At 65.5% G+C, this 25368-nt stretch carries 28 protein-coding genes; 19 read left to right on the top strand and 9 right to left on the bottom strand.

Annotated features, from left to right (window positions below; genetic code table 11):
* The first annotated feature begins 12 nt into the window (after positions 1–12).
* From ybeY to ACQP1T_RS30405, 7 genes are all read left to right on the top strand, one after another.
* Entirely contained in the window at positions 13–567 is a 555-nt protein-coding gene (gene ybeY / locus ACQP1T_RS30435) for an rRNA maturation RNase YbeY (protein WP_062991264.1), read from the top strand.
* Positions 564–1913 (top strand): hemolysin family protein, encoded by a 1350-nt coding sequence (locus ACQP1T_RS30430; protein ID WP_433756470.1) that lies wholly within the window; start codon positions 564–566, stop codon positions 1911–1913. Before ybeY ends, ACQP1T_RS30430 begins: the two co-directional genes overlap by 4 nt.
* Entirely contained in the window at positions 1910–2269 is a 360-nt protein-coding gene (locus ACQP1T_RS30425; RefSeq protein ID WP_433756469.1) for a cytidine deaminase, read from the top strand. The genes ACQP1T_RS30430 and ACQP1T_RS30425 overlap by 4 nt, the downstream gene beginning before the upstream one ends.
* The gene (gene era / locus ACQP1T_RS30420; protein ID WP_433756468.1) at positions 2262–3173 is read left to right on the top strand and encodes a GTPase Era; all 912 of its coding nucleotides are present in this window, start codon (positions 2262–2264) and stop codon (positions 3171–3173) included. Before ACQP1T_RS30425 ends, era begins: the two co-directional genes overlap by 8 nt.
* A 156-nt stretch (positions 3174–3329) precedes the next feature.
* Complete coding sequence (locus tag ACQP1T_RS30415) at positions 3330–4817, top strand: serine/threonine-protein kinase (protein WP_433756467.1); 1488 nt, start codon at positions 3330–3332, stop codon at positions 4815–4817.
* A gap of 37 nt (positions 4818–4854) precedes the next feature.
* Positions 4855–6072 (top strand): DUF7373 family lipoprotein, encoded by a 1218-nt coding sequence (locus tag ACQP1T_RS30410; protein ID WP_433756466.1) that lies wholly within the window; start codon positions 4855–4857, stop codon positions 6070–6072.
* Complete coding sequence (locus ACQP1T_RS30405; protein ID WP_433756465.1) at positions 6069–7595, top strand: serine/threonine-protein kinase; 1527 nt, start codon at positions 6069–6071, stop codon at positions 7593–7595. Before ACQP1T_RS30410 ends, ACQP1T_RS30405 begins: the two co-directional genes overlap by 4 nt.
* A gap of 9 nt (positions 7596–7604) precedes the next feature.
* Here the strand turns inward: ACQP1T_RS30405 and ACQP1T_RS30400 are convergent, their stop codons facing one another.
* Positions 7605–9035 (bottom strand): amidase, encoded by a 1431-nt coding sequence (locus tag ACQP1T_RS30400; protein ID WP_433756464.1) that lies wholly within the window; start codon positions 9033–9035, stop codon positions 7605–7607.
* Between the two features lie 162 nt (positions 9036–9197).
* On the opposite strand from ACQP1T_RS30400, the gene ACQP1T_RS30395 reads away from it, so the two are divergent.
* On the top strand, positions 9198–10064 hold the full coding sequence (locus ACQP1T_RS30395) for an alpha/beta fold hydrolase (RefSeq protein ID WP_433756463.1): 867 nt from the start codon (positions 9198–9200) through the stop codon (positions 10062–10064).
* Positions 10051–10653: a TetR/AcrR family transcriptional regulator gene (locus tag ACQP1T_RS30390; protein ID WP_433756462.1), complete on the top strand. Its 603-nt coding sequence runs from the start codon at positions 10051–10053 to the stop codon at positions 10651–10653. Before ACQP1T_RS30395 ends, ACQP1T_RS30390 begins: the two co-directional genes overlap by 14 nt.
* On the opposite strand, the gene ACQP1T_RS30385 is transcribed toward ACQP1T_RS30390, so the two are convergent.
* A complete protein-coding gene (locus ACQP1T_RS30385) occupies positions 10650–11420 on the bottom strand; it encodes a M15 family metallopeptidase (RefSeq protein ID WP_433756461.1) in 771 nt (256 codons plus the stop codon). The two genes, ACQP1T_RS30390 and ACQP1T_RS30385, sit on opposite strands and share 4 nt — an antisense overlap.
* 21 nt (positions 11421–11441) lie before the next feature.
* The gene (locus tag ACQP1T_RS30380; RefSeq protein ID WP_433756460.1) at positions 11442–11852 is read right to left on the bottom strand and encodes an HIT family protein; all 411 of its coding nucleotides are present in this window, start codon (positions 11850–11852) and stop codon (positions 11442–11444) included.
* An 82-nt stretch (positions 11853–11934) separates the two neighbouring features.
* Between ACQP1T_RS30380 and recO the strand changes: the two genes are divergently transcribed.
* The 7 genes from recO (at position 11935) to ACQP1T_RS30345 (ending at position 17969) form a co-directional block, all read left to right on the top strand.
* Positions 11935–12699: a DNA repair protein RecO gene (gene recO / locus ACQP1T_RS30375; RefSeq protein WP_433756459.1), complete on the top strand. Its 765-nt coding sequence runs from the start codon at positions 11935–11937 to the stop codon at positions 12697–12699.
* Positions 12700–12849: 150 nt separating this feature from the next.
* Positions 12850–13671 (top strand): isoprenyl transferase, encoded by an 822-nt coding sequence (locus tag ACQP1T_RS30370; RefSeq protein WP_433762425.1) that lies wholly within the window; start codon positions 12850–12852, stop codon positions 13669–13671.
* 31 nt (positions 13672–13702) lie between these two features.
* Entirely contained in the window at positions 13703–14113 is a 411-nt protein-coding gene (locus ACQP1T_RS30365; RefSeq protein ID WP_433756458.1) for a YbjN domain-containing protein, read from the top strand.
* A gap of 84 nt (positions 14114–14197) precedes the next feature.
* Positions 14198–15151: an ABC transporter ATP-binding protein gene (locus ACQP1T_RS30360; RefSeq protein ID WP_433756457.1), complete on the top strand. Its 954-nt coding sequence runs from the start codon at positions 14198–14200 to the stop codon at positions 15149–15151.
* A 1-nt stretch (position 15152) separates the two neighbouring features.
* On the top strand, positions 15153–15932 hold the full coding sequence (locus tag ACQP1T_RS30355) for an ABC transporter permease (protein WP_433756456.1): 780 nt from the start codon (positions 15153–15155) through the stop codon (positions 15930–15932).
* 180 nt (positions 15933–16112) lie between these two features.
* Positions 16113–17273, top strand: a complete 1161-nt coding sequence (locus ACQP1T_RS30350) for a sensor histidine kinase (RefSeq protein ID WP_433756455.1) — start codon at positions 16113–16115, stop codon at positions 17271–17273.
* Between the two features lie 90 nt (positions 17274–17363).
* Positions 17364–17969 (top strand): response regulator, encoded by a 606-nt coding sequence (locus ACQP1T_RS30345; protein WP_433756454.1) that lies wholly within the window; start codon positions 17364–17366, stop codon positions 17967–17969.
* Positions 17970–17981: 12 nt separating this feature from the next.
* Here ACQP1T_RS30345 and ACQP1T_RS30340 read toward each other — a convergent pair whose 3' ends face one another.
* Entirely contained in the window at positions 17982–18602 is a 621-nt protein-coding gene (locus tag ACQP1T_RS30340) for a TetR/AcrR family transcriptional regulator (protein WP_433756453.1), read from the bottom strand.
* Positions 18603–18704: 102 nt separating this feature from the next.
* Between ACQP1T_RS30340 and ACQP1T_RS30335 the strand changes: the two genes are divergently transcribed.
* The gene (locus ACQP1T_RS30335) at positions 18705–19682 is read left to right on the top strand and encodes a hypothetical protein (protein ID WP_433756452.1); all 978 of its coding nucleotides are present in this window, start codon (positions 18705–18707) and stop codon (positions 19680–19682) included.
* A gap of 59 nt (positions 19683–19741) precedes the next feature.
* On the opposite strand, the gene ACQP1T_RS30330 is transcribed toward ACQP1T_RS30335, so the two are convergent.
* From ACQP1T_RS30330 to ACQP1T_RS30320, 3 genes are all read right to left on the bottom strand, one after another.
* Complete coding sequence (locus ACQP1T_RS30330) at positions 19742–20641, bottom strand: hypothetical protein (RefSeq protein WP_433756451.1); 900 nt, start codon at positions 20639–20641, stop codon at positions 19742–19744.
* A gap of 173 nt (positions 20642–20814) precedes the next feature.
* Positions 20815–21249 (bottom strand): Fur family transcriptional regulator, encoded by a 435-nt coding sequence (locus tag ACQP1T_RS30325; protein WP_433756450.1) that lies wholly within the window; start codon positions 21247–21249, stop codon positions 20815–20817.
* A 2-nt stretch (positions 21250–21251) separates the two neighbouring features.
* A complete protein-coding gene (locus tag ACQP1T_RS30320; protein WP_062991218.1) occupies positions 21252–21602 on the bottom strand; it encodes an ArsR/SmtB family transcription factor in 351 nt (116 codons plus the stop codon).
* Positions 21603–21796: 194 nt separating this feature from the next.
* On the opposite strand from ACQP1T_RS30320, the gene ACQP1T_RS30315 reads away from it, so the two are divergent.
* Positions 21797–23188 (top strand): glycine--tRNA ligase, encoded by a 1392-nt coding sequence (locus ACQP1T_RS30315; protein ID WP_433756449.1) that lies wholly within the window; start codon positions 21797–21799, stop codon positions 23186–23188.
* A 79-nt stretch (positions 23189–23267) separates the two neighbouring features.
* Here the strand turns inward: ACQP1T_RS30315 and ACQP1T_RS30310 are convergent, their stop codons facing one another.
* Complete coding sequence (locus ACQP1T_RS30310; protein ID WP_433756448.1) at positions 23268–23666, bottom strand: DUF1707 domain-containing protein; 399 nt, start codon at positions 23664–23666, stop codon at positions 23268–23270.
* A 123-nt stretch (positions 23667–23789) separates the two neighbouring features.
* Here ACQP1T_RS30310 and ACQP1T_RS30305 point away from each other — a divergent pair, with 123 nt between their 5' ends.
* A complete protein-coding gene (locus tag ACQP1T_RS30305) occupies positions 23790–24710 on the top strand; it encodes an NADP-dependent oxidoreductase (RefSeq protein WP_433756447.1) in 921 nt (306 codons plus the stop codon).
* On the opposite strand, the gene ACQP1T_RS30300 is transcribed toward ACQP1T_RS30305, so the two are convergent.
* Positions 24707–25333 (bottom strand): TenA family protein, encoded by a 627-nt coding sequence (locus ACQP1T_RS30300; protein ID WP_433756446.1) that lies wholly within the window; start codon positions 25331–25333, stop codon positions 24707–24709. The two genes, ACQP1T_RS30305 and ACQP1T_RS30300, sit on opposite strands and share 4 nt — an antisense overlap.
* Positions 25334–25368: the final 35 nt, after the last annotated feature.

Here is a 25368-nt window from a genome sequence, read left to right as displayed (position 1 = left end):
TACCCTGTTCAGGTGAGCATCGAGATCGCCAACGAATCGGGTATCGACGTACCCGAAGAAGACCTGGTCAGTGTCGCGCGATTCGTGATCGGCCGGATGGATGTGCATCCGGCGGCCGAGCTGTCGATGGTGCTCGTCGATCTCGACACCATGGCGGATCTGCACATGCGCTGGATGGACCTACCCGGCCCGACCGATGTCATGTCCTTCCCGATGGACGAACTGGAGCCCGGCGGTCGCCCCGACAGTGCCGAACCTGGTCCGTCCATGCTCGGCGATATCGTGCTGTGCCCCGAATTCGCCGCAGGTCAGGCCCGCAAGGCCGGTCACTCGCTCGATCACGAACTCGCGCTGCTCACCGTGCACGGCGTGCTGCACCTGCTCGGCTACGACCATGCCGAGCCGGAGGAGGAGAAGGAGATGTTCGCGCTGCAGGCGCGGCTGCTCGAGGAGTGGTACGAGAGCCTGCGCGAGGCACAGCGGCGCGCCGAATTGGCCGAACGCGACGCCCGGCTGCTGGGGAAGGCCGGTTTCACAACGCCCGGTGAGGCGCTAGGCCCCGCGTGAATTCGCTGACCCTGATCCTGCTGGCGATTCTGCTCGTCCCCGTCGGTGGCGTGTTCGCCGGAGTCGACTCGGCGCTGAACACCATCTCACCGGCGCGTCTCGACGATATGGTCCGGGCGGAGCGGCCCGGCGCGGTGCGGCTGACCAGGATCGTGGCCGACCGGCCGCGGTATGTGAATCTGCTTGTGCTGCTTCGTATTCTGTGCGAGATCTGCGCGACAGTGTTGTTGGCGGCGGCACTGATCCCGCTGTGGGACGACAATTGGGCGCTGCTGTTCACCGCCGCCGTCATGGTGCTGGTGGACTATGTGGTGATCGGGGTCGGGCCACGCACACTCGGTCGCCAGCACGCCTACTCCATCGCCCTGGCCTCGGCGCTGCCGCTGCAATTCATCGGCACTGTGCTCGGACCGGTCAGCAGGTTGCTGATCCTCATCGGTAACGCGATCACACCGGGTAAGGGATTTCGCAACGGTCCCTTCGCATCCGAGATCGAGCTGCGCGAAGTGGTCGAGATGGCAAGTGAACGCGGTGTGGTAGCCGACGATGAACGCCGAATGATCCAGTCGGTCTTCGAACTCGGCGACACCACGGCCCGCGCGGTCATGGTGCCGCGCACCGAAATGGTCTGGATCGAGGCGGATAAGACTGCGGCACAGGCGATGTCGCTCGCGGTGCGCAGCGGGCACTCGCGCATTCCGGTGGTCGGTGAGAACGTCGACGATATCCTCGGCGTGGTCTACCTGAAAGACCTTGTGCCGTATTCGGATAGAAGTCGCAAAGTGCAGGTGCGCGATGCCATGCGCCCTGCGGTGTTCATGCCCGACTCCAAACCGCTGGACAGCCTGCTCGACGAAATGCAGCGCCGCAGAAACCATATGGCGCTGTTGGTCGACGAATACGGTGGTATCGCCGGTCTGGTGACCATCGAGGATGTGCTCGAGGAGATCGTCGGTGAGATCGCCGACGAATACGACACCGACGAAACCCCGCCGATCGAGGACCTCGGCGAGGGCCGGTATCGGGTTTCGGCGCGGCTGTCGGTCGACGATCTTGCCGAACTGTACGGCCTGGAAATCGAGGAGGAGGACGTCGATACCGTCGGCGGACTCCTCGCCCACGCGCTGGGCCGGGTGCCGCTGCCCGGCTCCAAAGCCGTTGTGCACGGCCTGGTGCTGCGTGGTGAAGGCGGCGCGGACGCACGGGGACGAGTGCGGGTGCACACCGTCGTGGTGCGCAAGGCGTCGGAGAAATCGCATGCCGAGAAGTCCAACGGCAAGCGCAAAAGTAACGGATCCGAGCGGGACATCCCGTCCGATCGTGATGAGAACGGAGATAGCGAATGACCGAATTGGATGCCGAGGACACCAAACTCGTGGTGCTGGCCAAGGGCGCGCTCGGCCGCACCGGCGGCAACTCGGGCGCGGCCATCCGCGATACCGACGGCCGTACCTACGCGGCCGGTGATGTCGCCCTGGAGTCCCTGCGACTGACCGCGCTGCAGGCGGCGGTCGCGGCCGCGATCTCGAGTGGCGCCGAGGGATTCGAGACGGCCGTGGTCGTCGGCGGCAGGCTATCGGATGCCGGTGTCTTCGCGGTTCGCGAGGTTTCGCCCGAGGCGCGCATCGTCTTCACCGATCGCTCGGGTGCGGTCTTCGAGATCGTCGATGACGCCGCGGGCGCGGAGGTGCAGGGTGGCTGATACGAGCACCGAATTCCGTTCCGGCTTTGTCTGTTTCGTCGGGCGGCCGAATACCGGCAAGTCGACGCTGACCAATGCCTTGGTCGGCCAGAAGATCGCGATCACGTCTTCGCGCCCGCAGACTACCCGCCATACCATCCGCGGCATCGTGCACCGCGATCACGCCCAGCTCATCCTGGTCGACACCCCGGGTCTGCACCGGCCGCGCACGCTGCTCGGCCAACGCCTGAACGACCTCGTCCGCGATACGTATTCCGAAGTCGACGTGATCGCGCTGTGTATTCCGGCCGACGAGAAAATCGGGCCGGGCGATAAGTGGATCCTGCAGCAGATCAAGCAGATGGCGCCGAAGACCACCCTGCTCGGTGTGGTCACCAAGATCGACAAGGTGAGCCGCGACCAGGTCGCCGAACAGCTGATGGCGCTGTCGCGACTGCTCGGTCCGGAACACGATGTGGTGCCGGTCTCCGCCGTCAAGGGCGAACAGGTCGAGGTCCTCGTCGACGTCATCGCCTCGAAAATGCCGGAGGGCCCGGCCTTCTACCCCGACGGCGAGCTCACCGACGAGCCCGAGGAAACCCTCATGGCCGAGCTCATCCGGGAGGCCGCCCTGGAGGGCGTGCGCGACGAGCTCCCGCATTCGCTCGCCGTGGTCATCGAAGAGGTGCTCCCGCGCGAAGAGAACGAAGACATGCTCGACGTGCACGCCCTGCTCTACGTCGAACGGCCCTCGCAGAAGGCCATCGTCATCGGCAAGGGCGGCGCCCGCCTCAAAGAGGTCGGCACCAACGCGCGCAAGCAAATCGAGCACATCCTGGGCGTCCGCATCTACCTGCACCTGCACGTCAAGGTTGCCAAGGATTGGCAGCGCGACCCGAAACAGCTTGGCAAGCTAGGGTTCTGACGGCAGGGACCCCAGCAATAGGGGCATTCGCGTCCGCTGTGGCGATGCGCCCGCACTGCTATAGTCGGCCCGTTGGCGGCGGCTCTGTGACGACTCCGGGCGGTCGCATCGCGTCGGAAGGGTCCTGACGCTGCTCGGCTGGTTGGAGGCTCGGCTGTGGACGTGGGTGCGGTATTCGCCGGGTACCGAATCGAACGTCGGCTCGGGTCCGGCGGTATGGGCACCGTTTACCTCGCCCAGCATCCACGGCTCCCGCGCAAGGATGCCCTGAAGGTCCTTTCCGACGCGCACGCCGATGATCCACAGTTCCGGGCGCGATTCCTGCGCGAGGCCGAAATCGCCGCGCAGCTACAGCATCCCAATCTCGTCGCCGTGCGAGATCGGGGTGAGCACGACGGGCAACTCTGGATCGCCATGCAGTACGTGGACGGCAGCGACGTAGCCGAGTTGATCAAGCGGGGTCCGGACCGGCTCGGCATCGAGCGCGTCGCCGGAATCGTCACTGCGGCGGCCCACGGCCTCGACGAGATCCACCGGGCGGGCCTGTTGCATCGTGACGTGAAGCCCGCCAATATCTTGATCGCCGAACAGGACGGCGGGCCGGATCGGGTGTTGGTCACCGACTTCGGAATCGCCAGGGCCGCAGACGATTCGACGACACTCGCGGCCAGCGGTGCGACCACCGCGACGTTGGCCTATGCCTCGCCGGAACAGATCAGCGGTGATCCGATGGACCGGCGCGGCGATGTCTACGCATTGGGTTGCACGCTGTTTCAGCTGTTGACCGGCTCGGTTCCGTTCCCACGGGACAGTCCGGGGGCGGTAATGTACGCGCATCTGAACGAGGCGCCGCCACGTCCGTCGCTCGTGCGGCGCGGCGTGCCGAGCGCGTTCGATGCGGTCATCGCGACGGCGATGGCCAAGAATCCGGAAGACCGGTACCCGAGTTGTGGCGCGCTCGCGGCGGCGGCGACTCGTGCCGCCCTGGTGAGCGGTGACCTCACCGACCGTATATCGCAGATCGGCCGCAGCCGCGCTCGGCGGCGGGGTCCGCTGGTCGCGGCAGCAATGCTGGTGGTCACCGTTGTGGCGGTGCTGATTTCGACATTCCTCCTGGCCGGTGCCGACCCACCGGTCACGACCCCCGCGATCACCACCGACACCCCGCGTCCGACGAGTGTGAATGCCGCCGAGTGGGGCGCCTACGCCTATATCGTGCAGGCATTTCCGGAACTGCTGCCGCCCTCGCCGCTGGCATCCGGCTATCGAGATGCCGCCGGGTGTGTGCCGTTGGATAAAGACAACAATGCCGTTTCCTTCGATGAGGCCGCCGCACAGGGCAGGATTTTCTGCATCGGGACCTGGGATCCGGTGCGAACCATGGCGGTCACCTGCAACGCCGATCGGTCGCCGATGTACCCGGGACATTTCTTCGCCAGAGTCGAGGGCGACGAGCGTTGGGTGCGCCCCTCCGGTAGCGGCTGGGTGAACTGGGGTACCGATATCGAATTCGACGGCAAAATCATGGGCCAGTTGGAGGTGTATTTCGACGATCCGGGCCGCAACTTCTGTGCTGTGCGGATACACGGCGGTACGTCGGGTACCGACTTGCACGACAAGTGGTGGACCGATGCGCCACTGTGACGATGAGCGGAACCGAATCTTGCGGATACTTACTGCCGTGGCCGTTTCGGTGTCCATGGTGGCCCTGATGACCGGCTGCACGATATCGGGTCAACCGACGCGGGAACGACTCGACTTGCGTTCGCTCGTCGGCGGATACAGTCTCGAACCACTCGGCGCGCCGTCGGTCGCCAGCGAAAGTTACGGCCGAACACTCGAATCGGTCCGGATGGGGGAAGCTGCCGTCGATCCGCTGGCGGTGGATCCGGCACTGACCTTCGGCTTGAACGGCTTTCCCGCCGTACCGGTGCCGACCCCGGCCATAGCCGTCGCCTTTTTGGCGTCGCCGGTTCGAGCCGTCCTCGAGAAGCGCCGGATGCTGGCCGGTTACGCGATCGGGGCCAGCGATAGGGCGGCCGATCGCGTACCAGCGGTCGGCGCGGCCCGGTTGCTGACCGTCGTGTTGCTGCGCTTCCCGGACGCCGACGCCGCCAGCCAGGCTGCCGAGGAGATCGACGCCGTCGACGCGGCGGTCAGTCCGGAGAATGCGGCCGTAACCATCCCGGAATATCCGGCCGCGCACGGTCATTGGCGGCCGAATGTGCCGACGATCGCGGCATCGCTGGCCCACGAATCATTCGTGATCACCCTGCTCGCCGGGCATACCGCCGCGGATCTCGGAGCCTTGACGGGTACGGCGCGCAAGGTGTTCGACGCACAGCTGCCACTGCTCGGCGAGTTCGTGGCCACGCCGCCCATCGAATTCGCGGGACTGCCACTCGATCGCGACGGCATGCTCAGCCGTATGGTGCCGAAAGCGCCGGGACGGTGGCCGTATCCGGCCGTTACCTTCGGCACCCGACAACAGAATGCGGGCTGGGACAGCCAGATTCAGGCCGGTGGCGTCGTATACGGCCCGCGCGCGACGCAGTTGTTCCGTGGTACCGCCAAGCCGGGTGCGCCGGAGTCGATCGCCTTCAACGGGTTGGATGCGCTGGTGCGCTTTTCGAATGCCGCGGCCGCGCGCCAGTCGTTCGAAAAAGGGAAGAAGGCGGATACCGAGCAGGGGCTGCGCGGAATCGCCGGTCCGGCCGGTGTACCCGATATCTCCTGTACGCAGGCCGCCGCGGCCAGTGCCGCCTACCCGTTCAACCTGATCTGCCGGATTCTGTACGGGCGTTATGTCGCAACGATTTTCGGTAGGCAATTGACCGACTTCCAGCAGCGGGCCGCGGCACAATACGCCGTCCTGGCAAACAGCGAGCCCGCGGCATGACGTTCGTACCGGGCACGGTGTTCGCCGGGTACATCATCGAGCGCGTGCTGGGTGCGGGCGGGATGGGAACGGTGTACGTCGCGCGCCATCCCAGGTTGCCCCGCCGCGACGCACTGAAAGTGTTGTCGGACACACACAGTGGTGATGGCGAGTTCCGCGCCAGATTCATTCGGGAAGCCGAACTGGCGGCCCGGCTGGACCACCCCAATATCGTCGCGGTGCACGACCGGGGCGTTGCGGAGGGCCATCTCTGGATCGCGATGCAATTCATCGACGGTTTCGACGCGGCCGCGCTCATCCGCCGCGGCGCCGGCGAACTGCCGCCCGAACGGGCAGTGCATATCGTCGTGGAGGCCGCTCGGGGACTGGATGCGGCGCATCAGGCCGGAATGCTGCATCGCGACGTCAAACCGGGAAATATTCTGCTGCACGCTCGACCGGGACAGCCGGATCGGGTGCTCGTCACCGACTTCGGTATCGCCAGGTTCGCCGGGCAGGCGACGGTACTCACCGAGGTGGGTTCGGTACTGGCGACACTCGCCTACGCCGCGCCGGAGCAGCTCATGGCCGGCGTGGTCGACCACCGTGCCGATGTGTACGCATTGGGCTGCACGCTCTGCGAATTGCTCACCGGCACAAAGCCTTTCCCCCGTGATAGCACCGTCGCGGTGATGCAGGCGCATATCCAGGACCCGCCACCGCGGCCGACAGCGATGAATCCGGCACTGCCACCGGCGATCGACGATGTGGTTGCCCGCGCGATGGCGAAGAATCCGGACCATCGATTTCCATCCTGTGGTGCGCTGGCGGATGCGGCGGTAGCGGCTCTGCATGGTCGGCCGATCGAACCGGCGCCCCCGATACCGCCTCCGGCGCGCAAGTCGCGGCGGAAGTTCGCGGTCGTCGGTGTCGTTGGGGCGGTTATCGTGGCGCTCGCCATTGTGGGTGCGGTTGCGCTGCGCGGCGGTTCATCCGGCCGATCCTCCGGTCTCGCCGCCCCGGTGCCGAGCACGTCGATGCCGACCGCTACATCGGCGACCGGAACGGCGTCATGGGGCAATTACAGCTATATGGCTCAGGCGTTTCCGGCACTCCTGCCGTCGAGTCCGTTCAGCAGCGGGTATCAGGGCATCCGATGTGTCGCAGTCGATGCGAACGATAAACCTGTCGACGTGAACCGGCCCGCCGCTGCCGTGGGTCATCTGTCGTGCACCGGAAACCGGGATCCTGTGCTGATGATGTTGTTGTCCTGCAATACGAATCGAGATCCGAGCACCGTGCAGCCGTTCACGGATGCGGTCACGGTCGGTGATGAGCGCTGGCAGCGCTCATTCGGGGACGGCCGGTTGATCTGGTCCGATACGACTACCGCGCCGAATGATCCCAACGGCGGTAATCGGCCGATGGGTGTCATACAGGTCCAATTCGACGATCCGGCCCGCAAGTTCTGCCGGTTGCAGGTCTATGGCGGTAATTCCGGGCAGGACCTGCACGACCGCTGGTGGCCGGACGCACCGATCTAGTGGTAGGTCTCACCACCACGTTTCCGGACGGTGGCGCTCCCACCGGAGTTCTGATTCCAGTTGTGCCGCAACGGAAACCAGCAGCGGCTCGGTGTTCGCGGTGCCCATGAGTTGCGCGCCGACCGGTAGCCCATTGTCGGTGAAACCGGCGGGGACGTTCACTGCGGGCCAGCCGAGTACATTCCAAGGCCAGGTATACGGGCAGGCAGCCGTGATGAGGTCGTTGGTGGCGTTGACGCCGATGCCGTCGATTTCTTCGGCGCGCGGTGGTGGAGTCGCGGTGGTCGGGGCGAGCACCAGATCGTAGTCTCGGAAGAAGCCACCGATTCGCTTGTGCAGCAACGTTTCCGCCTGCCGCGCCGCGAACAGCGCGGGGCCGCTGAGCGCGCGGCCGAACCAGACGTTCGCCGTGGTGCGCTGGTCAACTTGTATGCCGGGCATTTTGTCGTGGACGTGGCTGACGCCGGCCAGCGAACGCGGCAGGAAAGACGCGCCGATCATGATGCCGTAGTGCAGGTCCGCCACGGTTACCGAATGACCCAGACGACGCAGTCTGGTGGCGATGCGCTGCACCGCGACTTCGACCTCCGGATGCAGTGCGGTTCTGGTGGCGGTGAACGGGATTCGCAGCGAGAGGGCGATGCGCAGCCGTCCCGGATCGCGGCCGACGGCATCGGAGACGGTGAGCGGTTCGGGGGTGTGCAGGTCGCCGGGATGCGGTCCGGCGGCGGTATCGAGCAGCAGTGCGGCATCGGCGACGGTGCGTGCCAGTGGTCCGTTGACGGTGAGGCCGTGGAATGCCTCGGCCGCTGGCCAGGTGGAGATGCGGCCGCGCTGTGGTTTGATGCCGACGAGATTGGTCCATGCGCTCGGGATGCGGACCGAGCCCGCGCCGTCGGAACCCAGTGCGGCGGGTACCAATCCGGCCGCGACGGCGGCCGCGGAACCGCCGGATGAGCCGCCCGGGGTGTATTCGGCACCCCATGGGTTGCGGGTGTGGCCGAAGGCGGCGCCGCTGGTGAACGGCAGTTGGCCGAGTTCGCAGGTATTGGTCTTGCCGACGATTACCGCACCGGCCGCGCGCAGCCGTCGAACCGCTTCCGCGTCTTCGGTTTTCGGCGGGAGATCACCGCCGCAGCCGAATGCTGTCGGCTCACCGGCGATATCGGTGTCGTCCTTGATCGCGATCGGCACGCCGAGCAGGGGGAGCCGTTCGCCCGCGGCCAAGCGCTCGTCGGCTGCTGCCGCCTCGGCGAGCGCCTTCTCACGCCGGACGACGCGGAAGGCGTTGAGGGTCGGCTGACTCGCCTCGATCCGGTCCAGTGCTGCGCCGACCGCGGCCACCGAGCTGATGCTGCCCTGTGCGATGGCGGCCGCGAAGTCGGCGAGGCCGAGTTCGGCGGTCTCGAATGGGCGCAGGCTGGCGTCGGACACCGTCATGTGAGCTCCGTCTCCTTCGATCTTTCGTTGCACGGTAGCGCGGAGCTGGTCAACCGTCCACATCGACTCCCGAATATCCACCCCTGGTAGGAGACGAAACTGTGGACATACATACGGTATGTATGTAATGGTGGACAGGCACTGCAAACACATGGAGGAACCATGGGAATCAGTACGTCACTCGGCCGCACACATGAGGTGGATCTCCCCGGCGGCCGCATTCGGTATCACGACACGGGGGAGGGCGCGCCGGTCGTTTTCGTGCACGGCCTGCTCGTCAACTCCGATCTCTGGCGCAATGTCGTCCCCACCATCGCGGCGGCGGGCTATCGCTGCCTCAGTCCGGACCTGCCGCTCGGCTCACACGAAATCCCGGTCCCTGCAGCGGATCTCACGCCCACCGGGGTCGCCGATCTGATCGCCGACTTTCTGGAGCGACTCGACCTCACCGACGTCACCGTGGTCGCCAATGACACCGGCGGCGCGATCACCCAGCTGTTGCTGACCCGTCGACCGGAGCGAATCGGCCGCGTCGTGCTGACCTCGTGCGACGCCTACGAGGCGTTCTTCCCGCCTGCCTTCGCGGCGCTGCCGGTATTGGCGCGGGTGCCCGGCTCACTACGACCGCTGACCGAGTTGATGCGGATTCGTGCGCTGCATCGGCTGCCGATCGCCTTCGGCTGGGTGACAAAGCGCCCGGTCCCGCCGGAAATCGCCGACTCCTACCTGCGGCCGAGCCGGAATTCGGCGGCGATCCGCAAGGATCTGCGCCGATTTCTGAAGACCGTGCATCGCCGCTACACGCTCGACGCCGCCACCCGATTCCCTTCGGTGCGGGTTCCGGTGCTGATCGTCTGGGCTCGCGAGGACAAGATCTTCCCGGTGAAGTTCGCCGAACGCCTGGCCGCCGATCTGCCGAACGCGACGTTGAAGTTCATCGATGACTCCTACACCTTCCTGTCCGAAGATCAGCCCGAGTTGCTCTCCGAAACGATTCTGGAGTTCACTCGGGCGCATGCAACGCCGTAGTCAGGAGGATCGCTCCCGTGCCACCAGAGCCGCGCTCGAACAAGCCGGTCGCCGGTTGTTCGCCGAGCGCGGTTTCGCGGCGACCTCGGCCGAGGAACTCGTGACCGAGGCGGGGGTCACCCGCGGCGCCCTGCACCACCACTATGGCGATAAGCGCGGCCTGTTCCTGGCCGTGCTCGAACAAATCGAGGTCGAGACCACGCAGGAAATCGAAAACGCCATCGGCGCAGGGGATCCCGATGACATTCTCACCTCGATGGCCATCGGCCTGAATGTCTTCCTGGAGATCTGTCAGCGCCCGGAGATGATCCGTATCACGCTGTACGACGGCCCGGCGGTCCTCGGCTGGCAGGCATTTCGCGAGTTCGAGGCGCGCCACGGGCTCGGCTTGGTCATCGGCGAATTGGAACGCGCCCGCGACGCCGGACTCATCGCCGATGCGCCGATTCCGGTCCTGGCCCAGCTGATCTTCAGCGCGGTCACCGAGGCCGGGCTGATCGTTGCGCACGCCACGGATAAGGCGGCCGCGCAGGCGCAGGCTCAGCAGTCGCTGATGCTGCTCATCGGAGGAATTCTGCGGACTCCCTAGTGGATGGGGAAGTCGAAGTAGGTATTCGGGAATGGCTCGTTCTTCAGGGTGAAATGCCACCATTCCTCGGCCAGATTGGTGAAACCGTGCTCGGCCATCAGATTGGTCAGCAATTCCCGCATGGCGCGCTGGGTGCCGCCGACCGAGAGGTTGGCCGTATGGGCCAGTGGATCGAAGCAGTCGTAGCCGGTGCCGAAGTCGAGGCTGTTGTCCCGGAAGCGCTGGTCGGCGGGCAGTGTGCAGGCGCGCAGCGGATCACCGGGGTGATATTGCTCCTGGTCGGTGGGCGGTAGCGCGGCGATCGTGAGATCGAGGGTGCTGCCCCGGCTGTGTCCGGACTTTTCCGCGATGTACCCGTCCCGGAACAAATCGGCCTTGTCGACTGTCGGATAGAACTCCGCGCGCATCTTGGTATCGCCGAGATCCTTTGCCCAACTGACGAATTGGTCCACCGCGCGCTGCGGTCGATAGCAGTCGTAGGTCTTCAGCCCCAACCCCATCGGCCGCAATTCCCGCTGCACTTCCGCAAGTGCCGCGCCCGCCTCCTTCGTCAACAAGCACTTGGGCGCCTCATACCCATTGATCCGCCCACCGATGAAGTTGTGCTCCCCGAAGTACCGCGCATCGACAACGATCGTCGGATCCAACTCCGTCACCGAAACGAACGCCGTCTCATCGGCCGCAGGCGAGCTCGGGTTATCTGCACAACCGGCAACTCCGACAGCCGCCACCGCCAAAACCACTGAGCAGAACCGAATTCCGCGCATCCGCAGATCATAACCACGCATCTACATTCCGGAGCCGAGTTCGGCCCGCAACCGCCCGCCCAACTCCGCTGCCTCCGCATCCGACCAAGGAATCACCCCGTTCTCGGCCATCAACGCATGAAACTGCTGATGCTCATACGGCGTGCCGGGAGTGAGCGGCTGCACATGCCAGTGCACATGCGCATTCCCCTGCTGGCTGCCCAGCGAGAGCAGATAGGTGCGCTCGGACGGCACGACGGCTTCGACAGCGCACGCGACACGATGCAGCACCGCCTGCAATCGCAGGTACGCATCCTGTTCGAAGTCGCGAACCACATGCACGATATGCGCCTTCGGTGCCACCAGAACGTGCCCGTACATCGTCGGATATCGCCCGAGAAATGCGATATGCACGCCGTCATCGAAGACGATCTCGTGCTCCGACCCGGGCACACCCGCGACAAGGTCGCAGATAAAGCACGCCCCGATGGCCGTGTCGGGGGTCGGGGTCGGGGGTTCGTGGGAGGATGACCGTGTGCGGTTGTACAGAGACGAGGCGGTTGTGGTTCGCCAGCACAAGCTGGGGGAGGCGGATCGCATTGTCACGTTGTTGACGCGGCAGCACGGGTTGGTGCGGGCGGTGGCCAAGGGGGTGCGGCGGACCAAGTCGCGGTTCGGTGCGCGGTTGGAGCCGTTCGCGTATGTGGATGTGCAACTGCATCCGGGGCGCAATCTCGACACGGTCACCCAGGTGCACACCATGGAGGCGTTCGCCGCCGATATCGTCGACGACTATGGCCGCTACACCACGGCCTGCGCGGTACTGGAGACCGCGGAGCGGCTGGCCGGTGAGGAGCGCGCACCCGCACCGAGGCTGCACGCATTGACCGCGAGCGCGCTGCGGGCGATCGCCGCCAAACAGCGCCCGCACGAGCTCATCCTCGACGCATACCTGTTGCGCGCCATGGGTTTTGCCGGTTGGGCTCCCGCACTGGACGAATGCGCGCGCTGCGCGACACCCGGCCCGCATCGCGCCTTCCACGTCGCCGCCGGTGGCGCGGTCTGCGTGCACTGCCGCCCACCCGGTTCGGCCACCCCGGCCCCTGGCGTGCTCGACCTGCTGATCGCCCTGCTGAAGGGCGAGTGGGATTACGTCGAGCAGGTTCCCGATCAGATCCGCAGGCAGGCCAGCGGCTTGGTCGCGGCGCACCTGCAATGGCACCTGGAACGTCAGCTGCGCACCCTGCCGCTGATCGAGCGCTCCACCGCGGAGTCGGTGACCGCTGGGCAGGTGGGCTGACGGCTCCGTGTTCCGGCGCTCGGGTGGGTTGGGTGAGCGACTATTTCTCTGGCCATTCGGAGGACTCGAACGGGTCCGCCCCGAACGCCGCCCACTTGGGCTGACCTCGGCACAATCTCTCCACAACCATCAGGCAGGATAGTTGGCGTGATCCTCCGTCGAGACTCTGCCGCGCCGACCAGGTCGACCAGCGCACGGTCGGGTGCCGAACGCACCATCCGTCCGCCGTCGCCGCATCCATCGGGGGCGACGCCGCCGGAATTGCCGCCGGAGTTGGTGCCCAATCACGTGGCGCTGGTGATGGACGGTAACGGTCGTTGGGCGCAGGAGCGCGGGCTGCCGCGCACCGCGGGACACGAGCGCGGCGAGGCGGTCCTGATGGACACCGTCGAGGGCTGTATCGAGATCGGTGTGAAGTGGCTCTCGGCCTACGCCTTCTCCACCGAGAACTGGCGGCGCAGCCCGGAGGAGGTGCGCTTCCTGATGGGGTTCAACCGGGATGTCATTCGCCGCCGCCGCGACGAGATGCACGAAATGGGTGTGCGGGTGCGCTGGGCGGGGCGGCGACCGCGCCTGTGGCGCAGCGTGATCAACGAACTCGAGACCGCGCAGGAGCTGACCAAGGACAACACGGTGATGACCCTCACCATGTGCGTCAACTACGGCGGGCGCGCCGAAATCGCCGATGCGGCAAGGGAAATCGCGCGTCGCGTGGCCGCGGGCGAGATCGATCCGGAGCGGGTGACCGAGGCGACGGTCGCCAAATACCTGGATGAGCCGGATATGCCGGACGTCGATCTGTTCCTGCGCCCCTCCGGTGAATTCCGCAGTTCGAACTTCCTCATCTGGCAGTCGGCCTATGCCGAATACGTCTACCAGGACACGCTGTTTCCCGATTTCGACAGGCGCAACTTGTGGGAGGCCTGTCTCCAGTACGCTTCGCGTGACCGCCGCTTCGGGGGGACCAAGTGAGCGGCGGCAGCAAATGAACGGCGGCACCGAGATGGACGCAGCAGTCACCCCCGAACAAGAGCTACAGGCCCGCGCGGGCGCCTGCCTATCGCTCTATGACGTCGATGTGCGCGTCGATTCGGAGGGTTCGATCGGCTTCGAATACGAGGGCGCGCTGTGCTCGCTGCGCGCGGTGACGCTGGCACCCGGCCTGGATGTGCTGACGCTGACCTGCGTGCTGGCCTGGGACCGACCGCTCAAGCCGCAGTTGCACAAGCGAGTCGCCGAGCGCAACAGCGCGCTCCAATTCGGTTCGATCACGCTGATCACCCGCGGCAACCAAGCCGATGTCATGTTGCGCTATACCTTCCCGGCCGCCGGTCTGGACGATCAGGCACTGGCTACCATGCTGCTGCTCGTGCTCTCCGGCGCGGGTAAGGCAAGGCAGGGACTGCTGCCTTGAACCGCTGACCGCATGACAGATGTCATGGCCGGTTCGTGACACTCGTGCGAAGTATCGGACCCCGGTTTGCGTGACCGTTGAGTCATGACATCGGCACTGACATCCACCGCGGTCTTCGCCGCGGCGGGCGGCTCGGGCAGGCACCGGGCAATCGAATTACGCGACCTGCGCAAGAGCTTCCGACTCCCCGGCGGCGGCGAGGTGCATGCCGTCGACGGACTCGACCTGGTGGTCGCGCCGGGCGAGATCGTCGCCTTCCTCGGCCCCAATGGCGCGGGTAAGACCACCACCATCGATATGCTGCTCGGGCTGGCTACGCCGGACTTCGGCAGCGTGCGGGTTTTCGGCGGCTCACCGGCGGAAGCGCTTGCGGCAGGCCGCATTTCGGCGGTCATGCAATCCGGCGGGCTATTGCCCGATCTGACCGTCGCCGAGACCGTGCGACTGGTGGCCACGCTGCACGCGCATCCGCGGGCGGTCGATGAGGTGCTCGCGCGCGCCGGTATCGCCGATATCGGCGGACGGCTGGTCGGCAAATGCTCGGGCGGGCAGAAGCAGCGCCTGCGCTTCGCGCTCGCACTGCTGCCGAATCCGGACCTGATCGTGCTCGACGAACCGACCACCGGCATGGATGTGGAAGGTCGCCGCGAGTTCTGGAATGCGATGCGCGAGGACTCCGATCGCGGCCGCACCGTCCTGTTCGCCACCCACTATCTCGATGAGGCCGACGCATACGCGGACCGGATCGTGCTGGTGCGCGCGGGCCGGGTGGTCGCGGATGGCAGTGCCGCCGAGATCAAGAACCTGGCCGCGGGACGAGCTGTCAGCGCGACCTTGCCGGGTGCCGATCCGGCCCGGCTGCTCGCGGTCCCCGGCATCGACGATGTCGAGCTGCGTGGCGACCGAATCATCTTGCACACCAAGGATTCCGACGCCATCGCGCGCTATCTGCTCACCGAGACCACTGCGGTCGATCTGGAAATCACCTCGCACAACCTCGAATCCGCATTCCTTGCGCTCACGACCGGAGACAACTGATATGACCACCCCTGCCCCACAAGCCGTTTCGACGCGTCTCCCGCTCGGCGGCTTCAGTCTCGGCTTCCTGCGCCTGGAACTGCGCCGCATGCTGCGCAATCGCCGCACCATGATCTTCACGCTGGTCATGCCGCCGCTGTTCTTCGTCATCTTCGGACTGCAATCCGATTACCGGACTGAGCCTTTCGGCTCGGGCAATGTGACCGGCTATGTGATGGTGTCGATGGCGGTGTACGGCGCGATGCTGGCCACCACCAGCGGCGGCGCGATGGTCGCGATCGAACGCGCACAGGGCTGGAGTCGCCAATTGCGACTCACCCCACTGCGTCCCGTCGCTTACATCGCGACCAAGGTTGCGGTCGCGATGGTGCTGGGCTTGGTTTCGGTCGCCGCGGTCTTCGTCATCGGCGGAATATTCGGTGCCCACCTGACGGTCACCGCCTGGGTGAGCTGCTTCCTGCTCGCATGGATCTGCTCACTGGTCTTCGCGGCCTTCGGCCTGTTCGTCGGCTACCTGCTGCCCTCGGAAAATGTCATGCAGCTACTCGGCCCCGTCCTCGCGGGCTTGTCCTTCGCCGGCGGCCTGTTCATGCCGCTGCACGGCTGGTTCGAAACGATCTCCAAGATCTTCCCCACCAACGGCGTCGCCACCTTGTCGCGCATGCCCTTCGGCGACACCAGCGCAGGATCCATCGCCCTGGCCATCCTCAATGTCATCGCGTGGGCCACGATCTTCGTCCTCGGCGCCGCCACCCTGTTCCGCCGTGACACCGCCCGCTGAACCACCCGGCACCATCAGCCGCATATCGCCAAGGGTGGGCGGCTATGCCGTGCGAGTGTTTTGCGCACTGCCAGGAGTTCCCGCTGCTGCCCGTTCGGTAGCGTCGACACTTGTGATCGACCACTGCGCGCGCAACTGGGGGCGGACTTACGGGTGCGCGCCGGCGATGCGGGAGTGCCGATGAGTGTGAAGTCCGTGCTGCGGCGTGGCGCGGTAGCCGAATTACTCGATCTGGTGGTGCGGGACGGCGGCATCGGGGCGAACATGAAGCGGCGTGGATGGTTCGGCGGGTTCATGTCGGTCATCTGGCTGTCGTACATGATCGGACCGATCATCCAGCGCTGGCGGGATGCGGATCAGCCGACGGCGAGTCTTGCGACCGCGACACTTTTCGCGTTCGCGGCGCTGATCGTCGGTTCCTTCATTGTCTTCCGGCGGGCCTATGGCACCAGCCGATGGGTGGAACGTCCGATCGATCGGCGCATGTGGCCGGTGCTCGTCGGTATGACAGCGTGCAGCGTCGGGTTGATGGCATTGCTCGGCGCGGTCGCGCTGCCGACCTTGATCTTCATCGGCGTGATCGCGATCTTTCATATGCCCTCGCGCGAATCCGGCTATGTCGCGTTCACGGTGACGCTCGCGATGTTGCTCGTGCCGGTGCTGCTGCCGAGGCTGTCCGGGGTGCCGTTCTACGTGTCGTTCGTACCCGCCCTGATCTGGGTGGCCAGGCAGCTGGGCCTGCGCGGCGAGCGGTTGGCCGAGCTGGCCCGGCGGCAGCAGGCCGAACTCGCGATCGTCGAGGAGCGCAACCGGGTCGCGCGCGACGTGCACGATATCCTCGGCCATTCACTGACCGTGATCACCGTGAAGACCGAACTCGCGCAACGCCTTATCGACGTGGATCTGATGCGGGCGAAGGCCGAGATGGCCGATGTCGAGCGGTTGGCGCGCGAGGCGCTGGCCGGGGTGCGCGATACCGTCGGTGGTCTGCGTGAGGTATCGCTGCGCGGTGAATTGGCCAATGCGCGGACCGCATTGGCGGCTGCCGATATCGATGCCACGCTGCCGGATTCCGTCCCTGACACGCCCCACAGTGAATTGTTCGGTTGGGTGCTGCGTGAGGCGGTCACCAATGTGATCCGGCACAGTGCCGCACGACACTGCACGGTCACGGTGACCGATACGAGCATCGAGGTAGTCGACGACGGTCGCGGGCTGGGGACCGGCGAATCCGGGTCCGGACTGTCCGGCCTGCGTGAACGGGTACGAGCCGCCGGGGGAACATTGACGCTGTCGTCGTCCGAGGGAGGTGTACGTGTGCGGGCAACGGTGTCCAAGTGATCCGAAAAGGGGGGTGCGCTTTCCGCGCAACTTCTGCCACGACTGGGCCGAAAGTGCACTCGCATTCCCATCGACGAAGGACCACCTAGCATGATCCGCCTGCTCCTCGCCGACGACCAGGCACTCGTCCGCGGCGCACTCGCCGCACTGCTCGGCCTCGAGTCCGATCTGGAGGTCGTCGCGGAGGTCGGTCGCGGTGACGAAGTCTTGGACGCGGTCGCGCGCAACACACCAGATGTGGTGCTGCTCGATGTGGAAATGCCCGGTATGGACGGCATCGCAGTCGCGGCGCAACTGCATACCGCCCATCCGGATGTCCGTGTCCTCATGGTCACGACCTTCGGCCGCCCCGGCTATCTGCGGCGCGCAATCGATGCTGGCGCAAGCGGATTCGTCGTGAAGGACACTCCCGCCCGCGAGCTCGCGGATGCGGTGCGTCGAGTCCATATGGGCTTGCGTGTTGTCGATCCCGCCCTTGCCACCGAAACCTTGACCGTCGGCACCTCGCCACTGACCGCCCGCGAACGCGAGGTCCTCGCGGCCGCGGCCGACGGTGCCACCGCGGGCGCCATCGCCAAACAACTGCACCTGTCCGAAGGCACCGTCCGCAACCACCTTTCCGCCGCCATCGGCAAAACCGGCACCCGCACCCGCGCCGAAGCCGTCCGTGCCGCCGAACGTCTCGGCTGGCTCTGAAAACCGCGACGTCTAGGAATCGACCGGTTGGACGGCAGGCTCGCCATAGGGCAGCAGCGTCGCCACGCCGCGTGCCAAGGTTTCCGGGTCCAGATCGCCGACGAGCAAGTGCTGCAACATGAATCCCGGCACCAGGCCGATAATCGCGGTCGCGACCGCGTGCACATCGGTATCGGGCGGTAGCCAGCCGACCTGAACCATGCGCTCGGTGTACTCGGTCCACCGGTCGCGCATCGCGAGCACGGCGGACTTGACGTATTGGGCCGCCTCGTTGTCCACCAACGCCAGCGCCCACGCCTGTGGCGCGAGCCGAACATGACCGTCCGGACCGCTGTGCGCGACCATGTACTCGGCGACGATCCGGAGAACCTGGGCCGGGGTCGGCAGCGGATCGGACCGGATCGCCCTGGTCATGGTGGCGCGTAGCTCGACCGTGGTATCGGTGGCCAGCGCGGCGATGATGTCGTTCTTGCCCTTGAAGTAGCGGTAGACCGCCCCGGCCGACAGGCCCGATTCGGTGAAGATGTCCTGCATCGAGGTCTCGTAGAAACCCTTGCGGGCAAAACAGAGCTGCGCGGCGTCGAGTATCTGCCGCCTGCGACGTTCCAGGTGTTCTTCGCTGACTCGGGGCATGGCTCCAAAGTAAAACGAATGCTCGTTCTTGACAAGCGCGATGGGCCGTGCGACGGTATCCACATCGAAAGAGAACGGTCATTCGATTTTCGGGAGAACGTCATGAATACCATCCAGCGGGCGGTCGGTGTCGGTGTCGCCGCGGCCTTGCTCCAGGCATTGATGTTGATCGCCTTCGCCTGGCCCGCGGCCCATATCGCCCCGCGCGATCTGCCCATCGCCGTCAGCGGCCCGCAGGCCGCCGTGGTGGCCGACAAGCTGACTCAGCACGATCCGGATGCCTTCGATATCAGCAATCCGGCCGACGAAGCGGCGGCGCGCGCGGCGATCGAGAACCGGGATGTCTACGGCGCCATCATCACCGGCGGCGGCGCCCCGCGTGTATTGGTCGCCTCCGGCGCGAGTCCCGTTGTGGCACAACAGCTCACCGCGATCGCCCAGCAGCTGTCCGGTGCGCCGGTGACGCCGGTCGAGGATGTGGTGGCCGCCGATCCGGACGATCCGCGCGGGGCCGCCTTCGGTGCGATGGTATTGCCGCTGGTGATGTCCGGAATCGCGGCGGGTGTCGTGCTCAGCCTGTTGATTCCGTCGGTCGGCGGTAAGGCGATCGGACTGATCACCTTCGGCCTCACGGGCGGGCTGTTGAGCATGGTGATCATTCAGGCCTGGATGTCGGTGGTCCCCGGTCCCTACCTGACGCTGGCCGCCGTCGCCGGTCTGGTGTCCTTCGCGGTCTCCGGTACGGTCGTCGGCCTGTCCACCGCGGTCGGCCGCGCGGGCATCGGCATCGCCGCACTGACCATGCTCCTGGTCGGCAACCCGTTCTCGGCCGCAACCTCGGCTCCGGAACTGCTGCCGCAGCCGTGGGGCACCGTCGGCCAACTGCTGCCGCCGGGTGCCGCCGCCTCACTGCTGCGCTCGGTTGCCTTCTTCGATGGTGCCGCCGCCACCAAACCCCTTGTGGTCCTGACGATCTGGGCTCTCGCAGCGCTGGTCCTGCTGGGTGTCGGCGCACTTCGCGGACGGCGTCCGAGCCCGGAACCCACTGCGGTCCACTCCGGCGATCCGGTCGCCGTCTGATCCTGAAATCGACTGCAGGCCACCACTGCTCGGCAGTGGTGGCCTGCATCGTCGGATGGTCAGGAGATGGTGAAGGAGAAGTTCGGGGCGCTGCCCTCACCTTTGTTCGCGTCGTAGGTCACCACGTAGGTTCCGGTGGCCGGGGACGGAACCACGAATACGACGTAATTCTTCGCGTTGTCGATGGTTTCGTTGGAATTCAGCAGTTCGTTGATCGGCCCGCGGATATCGGCCGAAACCGTTTGGCCGTCCGGGGTCTTCACAGTGAAATAATCGTAGAAGACATTCAGTCCGCCCGCCGAGATCCCCGGTCCGCCAATGATCTTGATGCGCAACGAGAGATCCATCTTGTCGCGCTCGTTCTTGGTGTAACTCGGAGCCAGTGTGCCGCCGGTGATTTCGATCGTGGTCTGATCCTGCACCAATTTGCCGGTGACATTCAGCGTCTTCGGCGCGACACCTTCGACCTGGCCCGAGGACTTCAGCGGAATCTTGGTCTGGTTATCCGAGGCCTGTCCGTAGATCACGGTAATGGTGTCGAGCAGGTGCTCGGCATCGTGCAGTGTCTTGACCGACGTGGTGACTTTGCCGGTGGCCGAACCCTTTCCCGGCACGGTCGGCGAGTCGAAGCTCGCTCCGGCGTCGACCTCCTTGTCGACCTGCAGGTAGGTGTTATTGCTGATCGTCTTGTTGTCGGGGGTGGTGTTCTTGTAGGTGATATCGATCAGCACCTTGGCGCCGCCGAATTCGTCGGGTACCACGGTCGCCTTGTCCACCGTGATGTCGAAGCCCTCGTACCATCCGGTCTTGCCGATAGTCCGGACGGTCGATTGACCGCTTTTCGCCCCCGGCTGACCCTGTCCGATGGTGCCCGGCGCGGACGCCGTAGTGGTCGGTCCGGGCTTGCCGTCCTTGTCATTGCACGCGGTCATGAGCAGGGCGGAACTGCCGATGAGCACGGCCGCTCCGATTGTGGCTATTTTCCGGCGTCTGTCCGCCGCGAAAATGGTCGATCGCACGCTGCCTCCCAGAAGATTTCGATCTCAGTGCGCGACGCCCGGAACACCCGGACGTTATGTGATTCGCAGTGAAATCTTCCTCGGTGCCAGCGCTGTTAACTATGTGACCGCAGTCACACTTCGGGGGCGTCCGCTTTCGCGCATTCGCAGCAGGTTCCGAAGATCTCCATGGTGTGGCTGACCTCGGTGAATCCGTGTTCGCCAGCGATGGTTTCGGCCCATGCCTCCACCGTAGGACCCTCGACCTCGACGGTACGTCCGCAGTGCCGGCAGACCAGATGGTGATGGTGTCCGGTGGAACACTGGCGATAGACGGATTCGCCGGTGTCGATGCGCAGTACATCGACGAGTCCGGCATCGGCCAGTGACTGCAGGGTGCGGTAGACGGTGGTCAATCCGATGCCCTCGCCGCGGCGGCGCAACTCGTCGTGCAACTCCTGCGCGGAGCGGAACTCTTCGATATCACCGAGCAGGGCGGCGATCGCACTGCGCTGGCGGGTACTGCGAATGCCAACCGGCTTCTCCGGCAAGGCCGTCTTATCTGGCACGATCACCCTTCCTCGGCATGGGCCACAGCATCGACCACGATATGCGCCAGGTGGTCGTCGACGAGTTCGTACAGCACTTCGCGGCCGGAGCGTTCCCCGTGCACAACGCCCGCGGACTTCAGAATCCGCAGATGCTGGCTGACTAGCGGTTGGGTGACACCGAGAACATCGACCAATTCGTGCACACAGCGCGGTGATTCGCGCAATTGCAGCACAATGGCGATGCGCACCGGGGCGGCGAGGGCGCGCAGCAGCTCGCCCGCGTCCTCCAGGACGCTCCGCGTCGGCACCGGCACCGGTGCGGGTGATCGGTACGGGTTGTGCGGATGGGCGGTGGCGGTCTCGGCGGTCATCGAACCAACTCCTTATTGGAAAGCGATTCCATTTTGATATGCACAGTTGCGCATGTCAAACGAGCGCGCCGCCTACTAGGCGTGTGCGGTGCAAAACCGGTTGGCCGGTGCCGATAGGCTGGAGGGCAATCTTCAGCCGAGTCGAGCGACTCGGCGCAATCGAATCCGATTCGTAGTGGATGGAGAATTCTCGAGTGGCACCCAAGTCGAAGGTGGACACCGTTGCCAACCTCGCCAAGCGCCGGGGTCTGGTGTACCCGTGTGGTGAGATCTACGGCGGCACCAAATCGGCGTGGGACTACGGTCCGCTGGGTGTCGAGCTCAAGGAGAACATCAAGAAGCAGTGGTGGCGTTCCATCGTCACCAGCCGCGAGGATGTGGTCGGCCTCGACTCGTCGGTGATTCTGCCGCGTCAGGTGTGGGTCGCCTCCGGCCACGTCGGCGTGTTCAACGATCCGCTGGTCGAATGCCTGAACTGTCACCACCGGCACCGGCAGGACCACCTGCAGGAGGCCTACGCGATCAAGCACAAGATCGACGATCCGGACTCCGTCTCGATGGAGCTCGTGGTGTGCCCGGATTGCGGCACCGTGGGTCGCTGGACCGAGCCGCGCGACTTCAACATGATGCTCAAGACCTACCTCGGCCCGGTCGAGTCCGAAGAGGGTCTGCACTACCTGCGCCCGGAAACCGCACAGGGCATTTTCATCAACTTCGCCAATGTGATGACCACCGCGCGCAAGAAGCCGCCGTTCGGCATCGCGCAGATCGGTAAGAGCTTCCGCAACGAAATCACCCCCGGCAACTTCATCTTCCGCACCCGTGAGTTCGAGCAGATGGAGATGGAGTTCTTCGTCAAGCCGGGTGAGGACGCCCAGTGGCACAAGTACTGGATCGACACCCGGTTCGCGTGGTACACCGACCTGGGCATCGACCCGGAGAACCTGCGGCTGTTCGAGCATCCGAAGGACAAGCTGTCGCACTACTCGGCGGGCACCACCGATATCGAGTACCGCTTCGGCTTCCAGGGCAATGAGTGGGGTGAGCTGGAGGGCATCGCCAACCGCACCGACTTCGATCTGAAGACCCATTCGGAGCATTCCGGCAACGACCTGAGCTACTTCGACCAGACCACCAACGAGCGCTACACGCCGTATGTCATCGAGCCCGCGGCCGGTTTGACCCGCTCGCTGATGGCTTTCCTGGTCGACGCCTACACCGTGGACCAGGCGCCCAATGCCAAGGGCGTGATGGAGGAGCGCATCAGTCTGCGCCTGGATCGCAGGCTCGCGCCGGTGAAGGCGGCGGTGCTGCCGTTGTCGCGCAACGCGGATCTGACGCCGAAGGCGAAAGACCTTGCCGCACAGCTGCGCAAGAGCTGGAATGTCGAATTCGACGACGCGGGCGCGATCGGCCGCCGCTATCGGCGCCAGGACGAAATCGGCACGCCGTTCTGCATCACCGTCGACTTCGACACCCTGGAAGACCAGGCGGTCACCATTCGCGAGCGCGATTCCATGGCGCAGGAGCGGATCGCGCTGGACAAGGTCGAGGGCTACCTGGCGCAGCACCTGATCGGCGCCTGATTTCGATAACGTCGACGCCCTGCCGCACTGCGGCAGGGCGTTTTTCGTTGGACCGACATCGCCTGCGCTGCAGGCGAATTCAACGACGGTCCGGTTTCCGGTTCGGCTGGAGGATCAACCCGATCCCGCTCGGGATCAGCAGCGCGCACCCCCACGGCACCGCGACCCAGAACGGCCAGAAGTATCCCGCGCCGGTTGCCAGCCAGATCGTGAGGCACAGTGCGTTCACCGCGACCCATGGAATCCACATGATGATGACCCACTGCGGCACGCGTTGTGCCCCGGGCACCGCCTTGCGCGGCACGGGCAGGTCCGATACCAGCGGACTCAGCTCGCCATAGGTCTTGGCGGCATACACCTGTTCGAGTCGATCGTCGTACTCGTGCAGCGACAACCGACCGTCGTTCATCGCCACCCGCAATTGTTCGGCGATTTTCTCGCGGTCTGCGTCCGATGCCCGCAGCCTTTCCTCACCCACGGGTGTCAGCTTAGGGGCTGGCGCCGTCGGCGGCAGTGCGTCTCGAAGATCGTCGGTGCATGGAAATTTCCGACCGGGTTACTCGGTTGACGGCGTATGTCACCGAGTAGGCGGGAGCCGGATATGGCAAGAGCTGTGAAGTTCGATCGTTATGGCGGAATCGAAGAGCTGAAGGTGGTCGAGGTGCCGACGCCGAAAGCGGCGCCCGGCCGGGTCGTCGTCGAGGTCGTGGCGGCTGGTATCAATCCGGGGGAGGGTTATATCCGTTCGGGCGCGATGCACGAGCGCTGGCCAGCGACATTTCCCTCGGGTGAGGGTACCGATTTCGCGGGTCGCGTCGTCGAGCTCGGCTCCGGCGTCGGCGGGATCGAGATCGGCGCCGAGGTGCTCGGATTCACCGAGGAGCGGGCCAGTCACGCCACCCATGTGGTGGTGCCCGCCGAACAGGTGACGCTCAAGCCGGGGAAACTGGATTGGGATGTCGCGGGATCGTTGTATGTCACCGGGACAACGGCTTTCGCCGCCGTGCGGGCAGTGGACCCGCAAGCGGGCGATACCGTCGCGGTTTCGGGAGCCGCGGGTGGCGTCGGCTCGATCGTCGTACAACTCCTGCGCGCAAGGGGCGCAACGGTTCTCGGCATCGCGAGCGAGGTCAATCACGATTGGTTGCGCAAGGTCGGGGTGATTCCGGTGGCCTATGGAGAGGGACTGATCGATCGGATCCGTGCGGCCGCCCCGGATGGCGTCGACGCGTTCATCGATACCTTCGGTGCCGAATATGTCGATCTCGCAATCGAACTCGGCATTTCGGTGGAGCGCATCGACACCATCATCAACTTTGCGGCCGCCGAGAGGTACGGCGTGAAGACCGACGGCAACGCCGCCGCCGGCACCATCGATGTGCTTGCCGAACTGGCCGATCTGGCCGCCGCTGGCACCATCGAGGTACCCATCGCGGCTGTCTATCCGCTCGACAAGGTCCAAGAGGCCTATCGAGAACTGGAGCAGCGCCACACGCGCGGCAAGATCGTGCTGCACCCCTAGCCGGGCACATCCCAGAATTCGTATTCGTGGCGCATGCCCCGCAGGAATAGCTCTTCGGCACGCGCCGGGTCGCCACCCGCCTCATCGAGCATCTGCCCGCAGCGGCGGGTGAGCGCCGCGAATCCGGGATCAGCGTAGGTGTCGACCCAGCGTCGGTAGCGCGGTTCCGACGGCGGATTCTCGGCCAGGATCGCGCCTAGGGTCGAATAGCCCCACATGCACGGGTACAGCGCCGCCAGTCCGTCGGCGTAGGACGCGGCCGACTCCAGCAGGAATGCGGTGTAGGCCGCGCACGGCGCACCCTTCGTCGCGCCGTCGAGATCCGCGCCGAATTCGGCGGCCAGCGACCGGTGCAGGGACAGCTCCTCGTGATAGGTCGCGTGCGCGAGATCCACCAGATCGCCGAGATGGGCCGAGGGTGCCTGCCAGGCCAGTCGGGCGAATACCCGCACATAGTCCAGCAGGAACAGATAGTCCTGTTCGAGCCAGGACCGGAAGACCGGTGCGGGCAGATCGCCGCTGGCGATGCCCGCCACCGTCGGATGCGCCAGCTGGCTTACCACCAGCGGAAAACCCAGCTCCTCCAGATGCGCCGTGAGACCGATGTGTGCCGAGGGACTCATGTGGGCAGTCTCTCTCAGTCGGACTGACTTCGGGT

The sequence above is a fragment of the Nocardia sp. CA-135398 genome (genome assembly GCF_050955845.1).
GTDB lineage: Bacteria > Actinomycetota > Actinomycetes > Mycobacteriales > Mycobacteriaceae > Nocardia.
The sequence above is the reverse complement of the archived record's forward strand: the minus strand, read 5'-3'. Positions and strand labels throughout refer to the sequence as shown.